Annotated in this window: 13 protein-coding genes; 5 read left to right on the top strand and 8 right to left on the bottom strand. The window is 40.1% G+C overall.

The window, feature by feature from the left end; translation table 11 throughout:
* Positions 1-9: 9 nt before the first annotated feature.
* The 7 genes from DRF67_RS19695 to hflX all read right to left on the bottom strand — a co-directional run bounded on the left by DRF67_RS19695 (position 10) and on the right by hflX (position 7,997).
* Positions 10-1,242: a hypothetical protein gene (locus DRF67_RS19695; RefSeq protein ID WP_115930013.1), complete on the bottom strand. Its 1,233-nt coding sequence runs from the start codon at positions 1,240-1,242 to the stop codon at positions 10-12.
* The gene (locus DRF67_RS19690) at positions 1,243-3,264 is read right to left on the bottom strand and encodes a hypothetical protein (protein ID WP_115930012.1); all 2,022 of its coding nucleotides are present in this window, start codon (positions 3,262-3,264) and stop codon (positions 1,243-1,245) included.
* 7 nt (positions 3,265-3,271) lie between these two features.
* Positions 3,272-3,940 (bottom strand): hypothetical protein, encoded by a 669-nt coding sequence (locus DRF67_RS19685; RefSeq protein WP_115930011.1) that lies wholly within the window; start codon positions 3,938-3,940, stop codon positions 3,272-3,274.
* Between the two features lie 133 nt (positions 3,941-4,073).
* Positions 4,074-4,793, bottom strand: a complete 720-nt coding sequence (locus tag DRF67_RS19680) for a DNA alkylation repair protein (protein WP_115930010.1) — start codon at positions 4,791-4,793, stop codon at positions 4,074-4,076.
* 47 nt (positions 4,794-4,840) lie between these two features.
* Positions 4,841-6,121, bottom strand: coding sequence for a cation:proton antiporter (locus tag DRF67_RS19675; protein WP_115930009.1), 1,281 nt, complete (start codon positions 6,119-6,121; stop codon positions 4,841-4,843).
* A gap of 14 nt (positions 6,122-6,135) precedes the next feature.
* Positions 6,136-6,771, bottom strand: coding sequence for a DUF4919 domain-containing protein (locus DRF67_RS19670; RefSeq protein ID WP_115930008.1), 636 nt, complete (start codon positions 6,769-6,771; stop codon positions 6,136-6,138).
* The gene (gene hflX, locus DRF67_RS19665; RefSeq protein ID WP_115930007.1) at positions 6,771-7,997 is read right to left on the bottom strand and encodes a GTPase HflX; all 1,227 of its coding nucleotides are present in this window, start codon (positions 7,995-7,997) and stop codon (positions 6,771-6,773) included. Before hflX ends, DRF67_RS19670 begins: the two co-directional genes overlap by 1 nt.
* Positions 7,998-8,191: 194 nt before the next feature.
* Between hflX and DRF67_RS19660 the strand changes: the two genes are divergently transcribed.
* The 4 genes from DRF67_RS19660 (at position 8,192) to DRF67_RS19645 (ending at position 12,513) form a co-directional block, all read left to right on the top strand.
* Positions 8,192-8,899, top strand: coding sequence for a LytR/AlgR family response regulator transcription factor (locus tag DRF67_RS19660; protein WP_228435864.1), 708 nt, complete (start codon positions 8,192-8,194; stop codon positions 8,897-8,899).
* 160 nt (positions 8,900-9,059) lie between these two features.
* Positions 9,060-9,536, top strand: coding sequence for a T9SS type A sorting domain-containing protein (locus tag DRF67_RS19655; RefSeq protein ID WP_115930006.1), 477 nt, complete (start codon positions 9,060-9,062; stop codon positions 9,534-9,536).
* A gap of 4 nt (positions 9,537-9,540) precedes the next feature.
* On the top strand, positions 9,541-12,090 hold the full coding sequence (locus DRF67_RS19650; RefSeq protein ID WP_115930005.1) for a beta strand repeat-containing protein: 2,550 nt from the start codon (positions 9,541-9,543) through the stop codon (positions 12,088-12,090).
* Positions 12,091-12,096: 6 nt separating this feature from the next.
* Positions 12,097-12,513 (top strand): hypothetical protein, encoded by a 417-nt coding sequence (locus DRF67_RS19645; protein WP_115930004.1) that lies wholly within the window; start codon positions 12,097-12,099, stop codon positions 12,511-12,513.
* 93 nt (positions 12,514-12,606) lie between these two features.
* On the opposite strand, the gene DRF67_RS19640 is transcribed toward DRF67_RS19645, so the two are convergent.
* Positions 12,607-13,041, bottom strand: a complete 435-nt coding sequence (locus DRF67_RS19640) for an META domain-containing protein (RefSeq protein WP_165851849.1) — start codon at positions 13,039-13,041, stop codon at positions 12,607-12,609.
* A gap of 85 nt (positions 13,042-13,126) precedes the next feature.
* Between DRF67_RS19640 and DRF67_RS19635 the strand changes: the two genes are divergently transcribed.
* Positions 13,127-15,334, top strand: coding sequence for a S46 family peptidase (locus DRF67_RS19635; RefSeq protein ID WP_115930003.1), 2,208 nt, complete (start codon positions 13,127-13,129; stop codon positions 15,332-15,334).
* The last annotated feature ends 114 nt before the right edge of the window (positions 15,335-15,448 follow it).

Raw genomic sequence — 15,448 nt, 5'->3', positions numbered from 1 at the left:
TTTCCATGGTTACCATCTTAAAATCAATGGAAGATTTCCCTCTTTTACCTGTATTTTCAACCCATAGTATTCTGCCTGGTTTCTATAAGTTATAAAATCGATGTCCGCAAGCATTTTCTTTTCTGCTTCACTAAGGCTTTTAAAGGATGAAAGGAGCAAAGGGGAATTTTTGATAAAGATATAATTTTCTTTTAACCCGGCCGTAACAGAAACAGGCCTCCCCAGAGATTTTATGATGAGGCCCTGGCTTTTTCTTATGATAGTATTGGGCTGGAAAGGAATTACCGTGAATTCATTCCGGGCATTGATCCATTTCTTAGTCTGGAAATAGTCCCATGTTCTGTCAGGATCTCTGCTTTCAAGATCAAAAATATAGTTGGGCTGAACAATCTTTTGAATGGTCTTTTTTTCGATTTCATTAAAATCGTCATCATAACCATAACTGATGATGGTATCATTTATCTGTTCCAGATCAGCAGTCGCTTTGAAGTAAGTAATCTGTGAGGAATCAATCAGATTTTTACTGAAAAAACGGGATCCTTTTTTTATATTTTCCGCATCCAGTTCCATTTCCAGGAAATGATTTCTCTGTTCCAAACCGGCTGACAATTGAGGCGGAACCTTTTTGAAGGGGCTTTTAATTTCAATTGCGTTATCTTTTAATTCAATTGAAAAGCTCTGGATCTTCTTCCCGGATATGAAAGAGAGGCTACCCACAGTAGCACCCATCAGCTGACTTGCATGTATCATCCGGTTTGAGCCCTGTAGAAGGTGCTGTCTTATGTCTTCAAAAGCAAAGCCGGAAGTTCCAAGAATACAGTATTTACCGTCCAGCACAATAAAAATTTCACCATTCTGAAAACGATTACTGCCTTGATATTCAAATTTATTCTTTTTTAAGAAGGTAATGAACTTTTCACGGTCTTTAAGTTCCAGAACACTATACCATTGAGAGAAATGCGTATCTTTAAGATGAAAAACCTGCAAAAAATCCGGAACTCTGATTCCTGAATCCTTCAGCGAAACAGCATTTTTATTTTTATCACTGCCTGCCGACCACCGCGAAGGATGTGTTGCCAGGCTGAAGATATATTGCCTCGTCAGTTTCTTTATATCAATTACAACAACCGCATCTGCATTTTCAGGAATAAATTTCAAGGTTTTATCTTTATGAAAAAACAGGAAATACACTACTGCGGCCAGTACTATAATCAACGGGACAATTATCTTCCTCTTGCTCATTTACAATATTTGCGGTTTCTTTTCGGCTTCTTTAGTTTTGAAAATCTGATCAAATAAATCAAAGAAGTACATCAGGCTGTTTTCAGAGCCCTCTTTGATTTTATAATCCATTTCGGTCTGGATACTCTCCCCTTTTACTTCCGTTTTATAATACAGTTCGCCCACATTTTTTCTGACGATATCCAATGTCTTTCTTTCTGAAGGACTTTTGAATTCTTTCTCCAGACCCGTTAACAGCTTTTGAAGATCCAGCCTTCCGGATAAAGGATATTTAGCTGAATCTTTTGCCCATTTTCTGGAAACTTCAGATTGGGATCCAGGCAGGATATTGTCTGTAGAACTCATGAGATAAACGATACCGTCTTTCACCGTAAAGTAGATCTCATCCAGGTATCCTTTACTGTTCTCGTCCTTAAACGTATAAAAGCTTCCTTTTTTCGTGAACTTTTTTCCAAGCTTTTTATTGGTCGTCAACAGAGTAAAAATCCGGTTCCAATACCCCTCGTTTTCCGTTGCGAATGCAAAAGTAAAGTTGGGAACAGCAATATCTTTAGTTTTTTTCACTTCTTTTTCATTGTATTCATCATCATATTCATAGTCAGTATACTCTACTTTTTTAGACTTCAGCTCATTTAAAACAAATATTCCGTTTCCAGGTGCAATTCTGGCAATAGCTTCTTCATCCAGAACAATTTTCGTTGTCTCCATAATAAGTTCCATCTCCTTTTTATACTTACTTTCCCCGGAATCCTGAAGAAGGCTGTACAGTACATCAAAACATTTGGCCCCGTTTACATTGAGGGCATAGTATCCAACACTTTTTTCACTGATCAGTTCCAGCAGCTTTTTATTTTTCTTTCCTTTATAAACTGAAGATATATTTCTCTGAATATCAGCATTTTTGTGCTGATAATTATTGATCAGCCGTACTTTGTCTTTATCAAAATAAAGATTATAGGCATAGTTTGAGTTGTACACGTTCTGAAAAACCTGTGCAAAGTCATAACGATTCACCATTTTACCATAAATACCGTCATTCACAATCCTTCCATAATCCATATGAACAAAAACATCAGAACTAGCATCCCGGAAGGCGGTCATCTCTTTGGAAGCTTCAACTTCCAGATTGGAGCTGAAATATTGATCGAACCGATCTTCTACATACTTTTTCACAACTTTAAAATTCTCAATGCGGATAGAGTCCTGTTCTTTCTGATAAGCCTTTTCAGCTTCTTCATTCTCCTTTTCTATCCTAGCGATATTTTCCTCTTCTTCTTGTAAGGATTCAGGACTTTCCTTTACTTTCGGATACTGATGGTGCTTTTCCAGATATTTGATATCTTTCTGTATTTTGACAATCTGCTGATTATTATCTTTAATTTGCTCTCTCAGGTACTTAATATCTTCTCTAAGAATTTTTATTTCTTCTTTATAATCGAATGGTTTTTCAGCTTCGTCGGCATATACCGAATCCACAGATACTGCTTCATTGCTGTCTGCCATTACCGCTGTACTGTCGGTCACCGCTTCTTCAGCCCATACATCTTTATAAGGTTTTGTGTAGCTAACCATACTAAGAAAAGCACGGCTTCCATTCCAGGCCACAAAGATATCGTCATCGATATCAACGTAAGAATAATTGGTTTTCCTGGAAATTTCCAGTCCTTTTTTCTTAACCGAATTGATGAACTCTCTGAATTTTTCCTGATTATCGATTATAAAATGCGTGTTGTATGTTTTAATAGAATCATTAAAGCTGGCATAGTGATACTGCACAGCATCATACTTAATTCCGGTTTTAGAATAATCCGTCCATGACGGTTTCTCCTTACTTTTTTTACTGAGTTCATGCAACAACGGATTAAGTTTATTCCAGTTGATTTTGTTGTTCAGCTGTTTTCCGTTGATTTCCATATAAAATACGGCATCCTGGGGAACCTTCATGCTGTTTTGTGCAAGAACAAGCGTGCAGCCAAAGATCAGGAATATAATTTTTTGTGCTTTTAATATGATTGGTTTCATGGTTGATTTATTGAAAAGTGATCGTGTTTTGTATTTGCTTTTTCTGAAGAATCAGATCTAAAATATCAGCTTCCAGCTTGAGCGCTTTTTTATTAGGGGAAAGAAGATAAGAAGTATTTGTCTGAGATTTTACCGCGTTTTCAAACTGCATGACCGAGGTATATCTGGCTCCATTAAACACCTCTTTGTCAGCCTTGCTCATTTTATCATAATCTGTTTTGAAAGTATTGACTTTATTTCTTGTCAAGGTCTTTTTTTGAAGGTTCTGGCCGTAGATCTCCGTCGGAATCATTTTGCCCAGAATATGCTGAGTCTTCAGTTTCTCCAGTCCGGTATTGATATTCTCAATTCTATTAAAACTACAGCTCAGTTTAATGATATAATTATCAAAATCCATCGCTGTTTTTACGTTGCTGATTCCTGGAGTTCCTTTAAAAATCTTCGCTGCCTCATTAATTTTATTTTCAATTTCTAATTTTTTAGGAACTTTTTTACCATTAATGGTTTCCATTTTAGCGATGGAAGCCAGTCTTGTTTTGCTTTTGCTGGCATTGAGAATCAGCGTATATTCTCCTGTTCCATCAGCTTTTACGTTGACTTTGTCCAGGATATCGAAACAACTGGTAAGAATGGATAAGGGAAGAAACAGAATACAGAGTCGGAGAATTTTTTTCATGCTTGGGTTTAAAACACAAAATTACTTAATTCTGACTTTACATTCTTACAATCTTTGTTTTTTTGAGTATAAATAGCTGTTTTCCGCTACTTTTTCAGGACAGGAAATACGATCCCTTAATTGAATATTTTTTTTAAACTCTTCCTTTGAGGTAATCCTGACGAAGGCTCTCTTCAATCTTTTCAATTGCATATCGAAGGCAGATTCTGGGCATTTCTTTATAATACTGATTGAGATATGCAATCAGTTCGCCTTCATTTTTCCGCCCCATTTCCCTTAGCAGCCAACCATTAGCCTTATGCATCAGATCATGCGGATGTTTCAGATTACGGGTTACCAATTCCTTGGTAAGGGAGAAAGATCCTTTTTTCACATGATGCATGGTTCCGACCACGGCAATTCTCTTATGCCACATCTGTTCAGATTCGGACAGTTCTCTCAGGAGATGATCTTTCTGATTTTCAAAAGCATATCTGCCCAGTATTTTATAGCAGCTGGAATCTACCAGATCCCAATTGTTGACATAAGGAAGGTGATTAAGGTAAAATGCGATGACTTCCTCTTTTTCAGCCGGATCTTTTGTTTTTTCAAATTTTGAAATCAGCATAAAAAGTGCGGTAAGCCTGTGTTCGTGATACTCTGAAGAAAGCAGCACACTAAGGTCGTTCAGCTGTATTTTTGAATAGTATTCTTTCGCCACAGACCTCTGATCAGGAACGGTTACTCCCAGAAACAGATCACCTTCACCGTATTCCCCTTTTCCGGTTTTGAAAAATCTCGGGAAAAATGCTGCTTTTTCCGGAATGGATAAAACAGCCAGCGCTTCCCGTATTTCTTTGATAATACTACTCATATGCTCTGCGGTTCATTACATCTATTTTTTTGCTTGGTCACCTGATATCAGGACTGCTCTTCTGTTGCAACAATTTCCTGCTCTTCTTCAGCAATCTGCTTGGGATTGGCCACTTTAGCAATGGTAAGCCCCTGTACAATAATAGAAAACACTACAACACAGTAAGTAATACTCAAAATAATCTCACTGTATTCACTTTTGGGAACTGACATGGCCAGCGCAATGGAAACTCCACCACGAATTCCTCCCCAAACCAATACTTTAACCGTTTGTGGACTGAAGCTCCTCCTGAGCGAGGTAAACTTGGTAGGTCCCCAAATGGAAATAAACCTTGCGAGTAAAACAACTACGATTGCCAATAGCCCCGGAATCATAAAATGCTTCAGGTCTTTGATCATCAAAAGCTCAAATCCAATGAACAGGAATAATACGGCATTAAGTATTTCATCAATCAGTTCCCAGAATTTAATCAGATAATCCTGAGTAACGGACTTCATTTTGAAGCTTCTGTTAAAGTTCCCCATAAATAATCCAGCCGCCACCATGGTTAGCGGTCCTGAAATATGCATTTGTCTGGCAATAAGGTACCCTCCCATCACGACAGAAAGTGTAACCAATACGGAGATAATATAATCATCTACTTCACGCATCAACCTGGAAGTAACCCAGCCGAGCAATACCCCCAGTAAAATACCACCTCCTGCTTCTTTAAGCAATAGCAGGCCGATACTTTCAACACCAAGATCCACTTCTTTTCCCACCGCCAGCTGAAGAACCACTGTAAAGACCACAACCGCCATACCATCATTAAAAAGGGATTCGCCGGCTACTTTTGTTTCCAGAGACTTGGATACATTGGCCTGTTTCAGAACACTTAATACAGCTACCGGATCGGTTGGCGAAATCAGGGCCCCGAATACAAGGCAGTAGATAAACGGAAGTTTTACCCCTACATAAGGCAATAAGTAAAACATTCCAAATCCTACAACAAAAGTGGAGATCACAACACCCACCGTAGAAAATATCAATACGGGCCTGAATTGCTCTTTAAGATCATTAATGTTAATATGAATTCCCCCCGCAAAGAGTAGAAAATTAAGCATAGCTCCCATCAAAACCTCTGTAAAATCGATGCTGTTCATCAGGTTATGAAGGTGTCCGAAAGTTCTCGGCAAAACCGTTTCTCCGAACAATACCAGGAAAATGGAAACCACAATAGCGATCACCATAATTCCGATGGTGCTTGGAAGCTTTAAGAATCTGTAATTAAGGTAGGCAAATATTGATGCTAGTACGATTAACGCTGAAAATGAATAATATAACTCCACTAAGTATTTTTTAATTAATTGATGAGTTCAAAATAAAGTATTCTGATATAGATTGCATGGCCGTCTTTTTCCCAAATATCAACCATACCGCTTTTGGATGGCCTTGCACTTCTTGTGTAATCCTGTCCGACATTCAGAATATTCAGCAGAATGTATTCATCTCCTACAGAATTGACGACATAAGCTGTTGATTCTGATGTTCCGTTACCGGAACTTTTCATACCCTCAGTAAGAGAACGGAATTGATTCAGGTGGTGCATAAAGTTGGTCCCATCTTTCAGGGAATCATAGGCCCTCAGGAGGATAAGCAGGACGTCCAGATTGGTAGGGTCCTTATCATACAAAGCCTTTCCCTGCTTGATGCAGTCTTCAAAATTATTTTGCTTAAAAGCTTCTGTAAGACCTTTGAAACGCTCATCCGAAATTCTCACTTTATCTTTACTAAAGTTTCTTCCGTAATACAGGTATTGGGCCTCAATGCTGTCCAATGATTTCGGATAGCCTTTGTATTTAAAAATAAGTTTCTCGTAGTTGTACGGAGACTTAGGATTTTTAAGGTCTTTTTCGATCGTTTTTAAATCAATTTTCGATTTCTGGCTGAATCCAAAAACCGAAAATAGGACGAATAAAAGGAAAAAATGATATTTCATTAATTATTGGTTTCTTCTTCTTCGTCATTGTCGAAATATTCGAAAAGGAAATCATTGTATGGGAATCTCGAGATGTGGATCTTCATCACCTCATCATAGATCATTTTTTTCATTTCCGGGAAGTTCTCTTTTGTCAGGGCCGAGATGAAAACGGTAGGATATTTGGATTTTGCCATCCAGGTTTTTCTCCATTCATCCAGGGATACGTTCTTACGCGTTGAAGGGGTAAGATCGTCCTCATCCTTTTTCTCATAGCTGAAATCATCAATCTTATTAAAAACCATAATCATCGGTTTCTGATGAGCATTGATCTCCATCAGGATATTATTAACCGATTCTATATGATCTTCGAAACTTTCGTGAGAAATATCTACGACATGAATCAGAAGATCAGCTTCACGCACCTCATCCAGTGTAGACTTAAATGATTCTACCAACTGAGTAGGCAGCTTCCTGATAAATCCAACGGTATCGGTAAGCAAAAACGGTAAATTACCGATCACTACCTTTCGAACTGTAGTATCCAGGGTTGCAAATAATTTATTCTCTGCAAAAACTTCAGATTTGGAAATGGAATTCATCAGCGTAGACTTTCCCACATTGGTGTACCCCACCAACGCTGCACGAACAACCTTTCCACGGTTGTTACGCTGGGTTGCCATTTGCCTGTCGATGGTCTTCAGTTTGTCTTTCAGTAAGGTAATCCTATCCCGAATGATACGACGGTCAGTCTCAATTTCCGTTTCACCGGGTCCTCTCATCCCGATTCCCCCTTTCTGACGTTCAAGGTGAGTCCACATTCTTGTTAAACGGGGTAAAAGATATTGATATTGCGCCAGCTCCACCTGTGTTCTTGCATAAGAAGTCTGAGCTCTCTGGGCAAAAATATCAAGAATAAGATTCGTTCGGTCCAAAATTTTGACTTCCATTTCTCTTTCCAGGTTCTTAAGCTGGGAAGGAGATAATTCATCATCAAAAATGACGGTTCCTATCTCGTTTTCTTTTACATATTCTTTTATCTCAATCGCTTTTCCGCTTCCGATAAAGGTTTTGGGATCAGGCTGAGTCAGTTTTTGAGTAAAACGTTTTTGTATAGTGGCTCCTGCTGTGAAAGCTAAAAACTCCAGTTCATCCAAATACTCCGTCAGTTTTTCTTCATCCTGATTTTGAGTAATAACTCCCACCAGGACTGCTTTCTCATAGTTATGTTCTTTCTTTTCTAACATTAAGTTCTGTCTATGTTTATGATTTTTACAAGATAATATTTTTCGGAAAAAAAACAAAATCAAATTTTATTAAATAACACTTTTTAATATAAATTAAAGTTTGCTTAGTGAATATTTTATAAAAAATGAATAACTTTATGTAATAATTTTCTGTTTTTTAAATATTAAAGTTAAAAACTAACAACCAGAAGATCATGATTACCCATATTAAATGTATGATTATTGATGATGATGAACTGGACAGGCTGGTTCTTCAACGTTTTATCAAACAGTATGAAAATATAGAAATCGTTGCTTCCTTTGATTCTGCAGAGAAGGCTATTCCTTATCTTGATCTTCCGATTGATCTTCTGATCACAGAAACCAATTTAAAAGGGATGAGCGGGCTGGCATTCCGAAAGCTGGCTCATAAAATTCCCGCCTGTATTTTTGCCAGCGCACGGCCGGAACCTGCTGCAGCCATATTTGAGGTTAATACGCTTGACTTTATTTCGAAACCACTCACCTCTGAGCGATTTCACTATGCCATGCTTAAGCTTTTTGATTTTTTTGACGCAAAAGAAAAATGTGAATGCTACGACGCTCTTTTGGGAGATCATTGTATTAAAATAAAAGAAAGCGGACATATTTCCCAGGTCAAAATAAAAGACATTCTCTATCTTGAAGCCCTGAAAGATTATACCCGGATCATTACCCGTGAAAAGAATCACTGCATCCTGGATTCCCTGGGAAGCCTTCTGCAGAAAACCTTTTTCGATTCGTTTGTAAGGATCCACCGGAGCTATGCGGTTCCCCGGCATCTTATCAGAAGAAAAAACTGTCACGAAATAGAACTTACCCACGAGATCAGGCTTCCCATCGGGAGAACCTATAAGAATAATCTGTCATTTTTTAAGCCTTAGCATCACCGGATTTTGAAAATTATTTTCCCCAAATGCTATTGGTCGATTTTTTCTGCTGTTAGTCTATTTTTCTGTGATCGGATTTCAATAGGTGGTAATTTAGTCTTCCCGATTTTTCCCTTAAAAAAACGGCTTCTAATAATCACAAAAACTGTTATCCATGAAAAGAATATCGATCTATTGTATCAGCATTAGCCTCTTTTCTGTCGTCATTCTGCGTGCACAGTCTGCAGTTTTGGCAACGGGAATTGATGTGGCTGCCGGCAGTGGCTCCATCACTTACAGCATAGGCCAGACGGCTTATCTCTCTAAGGGAGCAGGATCCCAAATTCTCGAGGGCGTTCAACAGCCTTACGAGATTATCACCCTCGCTACTCAGGACATTTTATCTGGTGAGAAGGACATTTTACTATACCCGAATCCTTTCAGGGACTATCTGTACCTGGATTTTACAACCAACGACTATAGGGGTTCCGAATATCAGCTGTTCGATGCTCAGGGCAAGCTGGTGAAGAAAGGGATGGTCTTACAGCCAAAATCTGAACTGAATTTCTCAACGCTGCCTTCTGCAATGTATATCATCAGAATCATTCAGAACGGAGAAAATATCAAAACATTTAAAGTCATTAAAAAATAACGCCATGAAAAAAATATTACTATTGTGCTGGATCCTGCTTGGTTTCTTTATGGGACTTTCGCAGGTACCGGAAAAAATGAGCTACCAGGCCGTCATGAGAAACGGCTCCGGACAGCTTCTGACGAATCAGAGTGTTGCAGTAAAAGTAAGTGTACTGCAGGGATCACCTGCCGGTGCTGCGGTATATGCTGAAAGACTTACCGGAAACACCAACGCGAATGGTCTTATCAGCCTGGAAATCGGAACAGGAACTGTTTTATCAGGGACATTCGCCTCAATCAACTGGCCTTCAGGAAACTATTATTTAAAAACAGAGACCGACCCGGCAGGAGGAACAAACTATACGATTGCCGGAACAAGCCAGCTCTTAAGTGTACCTTACGCCATGTATGCAAAATCTGCCGGCGGCGGTGGGGGAACTTTTACTATTCCTTATTCGTCAACAGTTAATAATGCCGGCACATTGTTTTCTTTAGCTAATGACGGCGACGGTACTTCCCTGGAAGGGAGTAACACCACTACAACATCCAATATTGCAGCAGTGCGGGGACTTGTTACAAGTACCTCTCCCGGCGGTTTTTCCTCAGGAGTACGCGGTATCAATAACGGAACCGGCGGACTTGGTGTAGGAGTCTACGGAAGCCAGAACGGAAGCGGATGGGGCGTATACGGCAGCACCCCTAACGGATTGGGAGTCTATGGAAATTCCTCAGGAAACGGATATGGAGTATACGCGAACAGCAACAGCGGAACAGGACTCAATGCGACCAGCAACACCGGTGTTGCCGCGAATGTTGCTATTTTCAACAATGCCAACAACAACAGTGCCTTTACTGCCTCCACAGTAGGTAACGGTACGGTCGTGAATATCACAACCACCGGAAACGGTGCCGGTTTAAGAAGTTCTACAGGAGGTGGTTTCGGAGTACAGGGAATAACGTCTTCACAGACTTCTGCCGGTATTGTAGGAGATAACAATGGTGCAGGTGAGGCCATTGTAGGAAGAACAACAAGTGACATTGCAGGAGCCGTAGTGGGAAGAAATGATGGCGGCGGATATGGGGTAAGAGGATTTATTGCCACCAATACCAGCGGAACAGGAATAGGTGTTTTGGGACAGGTGGGTTCAAATAACAGTACAGGACGGGCCGGAAGGTTTGAAAACCTGAATCAAACCAATACGACCAATAATACTTTTGAAGTAGAAACCAATGGAAACGGAAACATTCCCGATAATACACAAGGCAACGCAGCTTCTTTCCTCGTAGACAACAGCAATAGCGTGGGAGCCGCGGTAAGAGGGGAAGTAAACACCATATTCGGAAACTTTGGCGCGGCAGGTATTTTTGGTATTTCATCAGGTACCGGAGGGCGGGCAGGATTATTCTATGCTTCCAATCCCGCCGGAAACGGGGCTTCCCTGATTGCCCTTACAGACGGAAACGGAAATGCGATCACAGCCAATGCAGGTAAAGACGGAAACGGGGTAGAAACCAATATAGACGGAGCCGGAAATGCTCTTTACGCCTGGGTACCTACCTTTGCTACCGGACGGGCTGGAAAATTTGATATTTTTAATGAGAACAATACCCGTGATGTGATCACCGTAACCACCGTAGGAAATGGTATTGCAGGAAATTTTAAAGTAGACAAAAATACAGCAACGTCTGCTGCAGTGAAAGGGGAAGTGAATTCCATGTTTGCGAATTTCGGAACGGCGGGTATCTATGGTCTGTCGTCGGGAACCGGTGGATATGGTGGCTTATTCTACGCATCCAATCCTGCAGGAAACGGCCCTGCTATACTTGCCTTAACAGAAGGAGGCGGAAACGGGATTACGGCAAATGCCGGCGGAACAGGTGATGGGATTGAAGCATCCTGTGATGGCAGCGGTAATGCAGTGTCGGGATTCATTCCTAATTTCGGGACTGGTAAAGCAGGAAGATTTGCCAATTTCAATGCCAGCAATGGCCAGCCCGTAGTACATGTAACCACTAACGGTACCGGAAATACCCTTCTTGTGAACCATCAGGGACCTTCTGGTAATATTGCGGTCTACCAAAGTGCCTCAGTGAATACAGCGCGGATCAATAAGGCTGGAAGAGGCTTTTTCAACGGGGGTACACAAAATAGTGGTGCCGACGTTGCCGAAGCATTTGATGTAAAAGGAGCAATTTCCGGATATGAACCGGGAGATGTACTTGTCATCTCTACCAGTACTGACAGAACAGTTGAGAAATCTTCCACTCCATACTCCAGCCTTGTTGCAGGCGTATATGCTACCAAACCGGGAGTACTTCTTACCGAAGAGCACATTGACACTGATATTTCTGATAAAGCGCCGATGGGAGTCATTGGCGTGATTCCAACGAAAGTATGTCTTGAGAACGGCAGCATCAAAAGAGGTGATCTTCTGGTGACCTCTTCTAAAGCAGGGGTTGCCATGAAAGCCAATATCAAAAAGGTAAAAATCGGGCAGGTCATCGGAAAAGCGCTTCAGGATTACAACCAAAAAGAAGTAGGAAAAATTCAGGTCCTAGTTAACATCAAATAATCTTATATGAAAACAATATATATCATCCCGCTATTTGTGCTGAGCTCCATTATGTACGCTCAGGAAAATAAGCAGACTCCGCCAATGGAAGATCAGGCAGCGGTATTGAAACAGGCAAAAGAACAGGAAGCAAAACAGATGCAGGAAGCCCGGGAAGCAGCAGAAAAGAAAACCCCACAGACAGGGTTGGTCTCTGATTATGGGCTTGAAGTAAAGAAACAGGAACAAAAGCCTAAAGGATCAGATGACAATAGCGGAAAGCTTATTCCCGGCACCGCAAGCCTTGAAGAGATTAAAAAAACAATTCCCAACAGACAGGCATACCGAAATCCATCAAATTCTAGGAACACAAATACGACAGTTACCGGGCTGCGCAATACCGCAACCCTGGAGGAAATAAAAAAAACAATTCCTAAAAACTAATAATCCCTCAAAAACTAATAACCAAAACAGATTTTTTTCAACACAAAGAAAGTCCGCCAAAAAGCGGACTTTTTATATTGTAAACCTGATGGATCAATCCCAGTCTGCTGCAACAAACTTCATTGAATTCCCCTTATCATCAGACAGGGTTAGAAAATGTCCTTCCACGGAATAGTTGGTCATCGTCCCGATTATTTTGCCAAAAGCAGATTCCAGCTTCATGTCCTGGCAGGCTTTCATCGTACTGATTCCCTGTGAAATTTTCACCTTTCCTTTATTCCTGAATTCAACAGGGATAGACATTTGGTTGCATCCCATATAAGCACTTGCCTGAATTTTATTATTTTCCATTTTGCCCGTCAGATTGAATTCTGCCTTATTAGCGATCAGCTGATCTTTTGAAAAACCATCCAGGGAAACCAGCATCCACTGTCTCTGGAGGTACGGATTTTTCGTGGGTACTGATGAACAATTCAAAACAATACCTAAGGATAAAACAGCCAAAAGTGACCACAGTATTTTTTTCATGTCAGCTATCCTTCCATTTTCATACCATTCCAAGACAGAATCTCGTAAAAATTAGTAAATTAGCAACACAAAATTATTTTATAAAATGAAAAGACTATTTCTACTATTCACTTTCTTATTGGGCTTTGCCCAAATGAGGGCGGATGAGGGGATGTGGCTGCTAATGCTCATCAAAAGACTTAACGGTGTTGATATGCAAAAAGAGGGTCTGCATCTGACGCCTGAAGAAATTTATTCTGTAAACAATTCAAGCTTAAAAGACGCTATCGTAAGTTTCGGTGGCTTCTGTACGGGTGAAATTGTTTCTGATAAAGGACTTATATTCACCAACCACCACTGTGGTTACGGAGCGGTAGCTGCTGCTTCTACACCTGAAAAAGATTATTTGAAAAACGGCTTCTGGGCAATGAAACAGAAAGACGAGTTCAATGCAAAGGATCTTTATGTAAGATTTTTAGTAAGAATGGATGATGCTACGCAGAGAATCAATTCTAAACTGAACAACAGCATGACAGCCGCGGAGAGAAAAGCGGTGATTGATGCTGAGACAAAAGCCATCGAGACAGAAAACTCTGAAAACGGTAAATATACTGTTGTTGTGAGAGATTTCTTCAACGGAAACGAGTTTTACTACTTCGTATATCAGGATTATAAAGATATCAGATTGGTAGGAGCTCCGCCATCTTCACTGGGAAAATTCGGAGGAGATACGGATAACTGGGAGTGGCCAAGACATACAGCAGACTTCACAGTTTTCAGAGTGTATGCTGATGCTGCAGGAAACCCTGCAGAGTATTCTCCAGCCAATACCCCACTGAAGCCTAAGCACTTCCTTCCGGTTTCTCTTAAAGGAATCAAGCCTGGAGATTTCTCCATGATCCTGGGATACCCTGGAAGAACAAACCGTTATCTGACTTCTTACGGAATTCAGCAGATGGTTAATAAAGATTACCCGGCCTGGGTAGAAGCTTCTAAAGTAGCCATGGATGTTATGAAGAAGTATATGAATAAAGATAAAGCGACTCAGCTTAACTATGCTTCTCAATATGCTTCTGTAGCCAACTATTGGAAAAACAGACAGGGAACCATTGATGCCGTAGACAAAAACGGAACGATCTCTGACAAGCAAAAAATCGAAGAAACATTCAAAAAATGGGCTGCAATGCCTGGAAATGAGTCTTACGATGGTGTTCTTGAAGATATCGGGGCTTATTACACGCAGGTTTCCGACAGAAATGTTGAAAGAAACTACGCAGCACAGTTTTCAAGAAATGCAAAATATATCATGCTTGCTTTGAAGGTTGGATCTGCTCTTAAAGCTTATTCTGCACAAGATATGCAGGGAAGACTTGCCATGAAAGCAAAAACTGAAAAGGCAATTAAAGAAGCGTACGAAAACTTTAACCCTTCATTGGAAGGAGAAATGCTTGCTGCCATGACAAGCCTTTACCAAACGAAAGTTAAGAATAAGGATATTGCTTCCGCTACTATTTTAGGATTGGATGCTAAGAATATCTCCAACATGGCTTATTCTTCAATTTTTGCTAACAAAACATCTGCAACCAACTTCTTATTGAACCCTGATGCTTTAAAACTTGATGCTGATCCACTTTGGAAAACAGCAAACGGAATTGTAGCTGACCAGAAAATGAGTGTTGAAAGATATGTGAAAGTAGATGACAATTTTGCTAAAAACAACCGTCTTTTCTTAGCAGGTCTGATGAAAGCAATGCCAGAGAAAAAGTTCTATCCGGATGCTAACTCTACGATGAGATTAACGTATGGTACCGTTGATAAACTTCCGATCAGAAATGACAGAAACTACTTCGGTGTTACTGATAACTATTATACAGACATGACCGGTCTTGTAGGTAAATACAAGAAAGGTGATGAAGAATTTGATCTTCCTCAAAGAGTAATTGACCTTTACAACCTTAAGGATTTCGGTCAGTATGCTGACGCTGCAGGATATATGCCTGTTAACTTCCTTTCTAACAATGATATTACTGGAGGTAACTCCGGTTCTCCGGTAATTGACGGTGACGGAAACCTTATCGGTATCGCATTTGACGGAAACAGCGAAGCATTAAGCGGTGATATTGTATTTGAGACAGAATGGCAAAAAACAATCAACGTAGATGTTCGTTTTGTACTTTGGACGATTGACAAATATGCCGGTGCAAGAAGATTAATCGACGAGTTGAAGCTGGTAAGAGGTGAAAACACACCTGCTGATACAAAATCTAAAAACTCAGGTACTACAACAACACCTAAGAAAACAAAGAAAAAATAATCTCATTTGATATATTTTGACACTATCCCGTAAAGTGTGTAAGTTAAAAAGTTAGGGCTTAGATTTTATAATCTGAGCCTTTTTTCAAAAATAAGCATAAATTGGTTGAGTACA

Origin of the sequence: Chryseobacterium pennipullorum (assembly GCF_003384725.1) — a bacterium.
In the GTDB taxonomy this organism is placed as follows: Bacteria; Bacteroidota; Bacteroidia; order Flavobacteriales; family Weeksellaceae; genus Chryseobacterium; species Chryseobacterium pennipullorum.
This window is presented reverse-complemented; position numbering and strand designations above follow the sequence as displayed.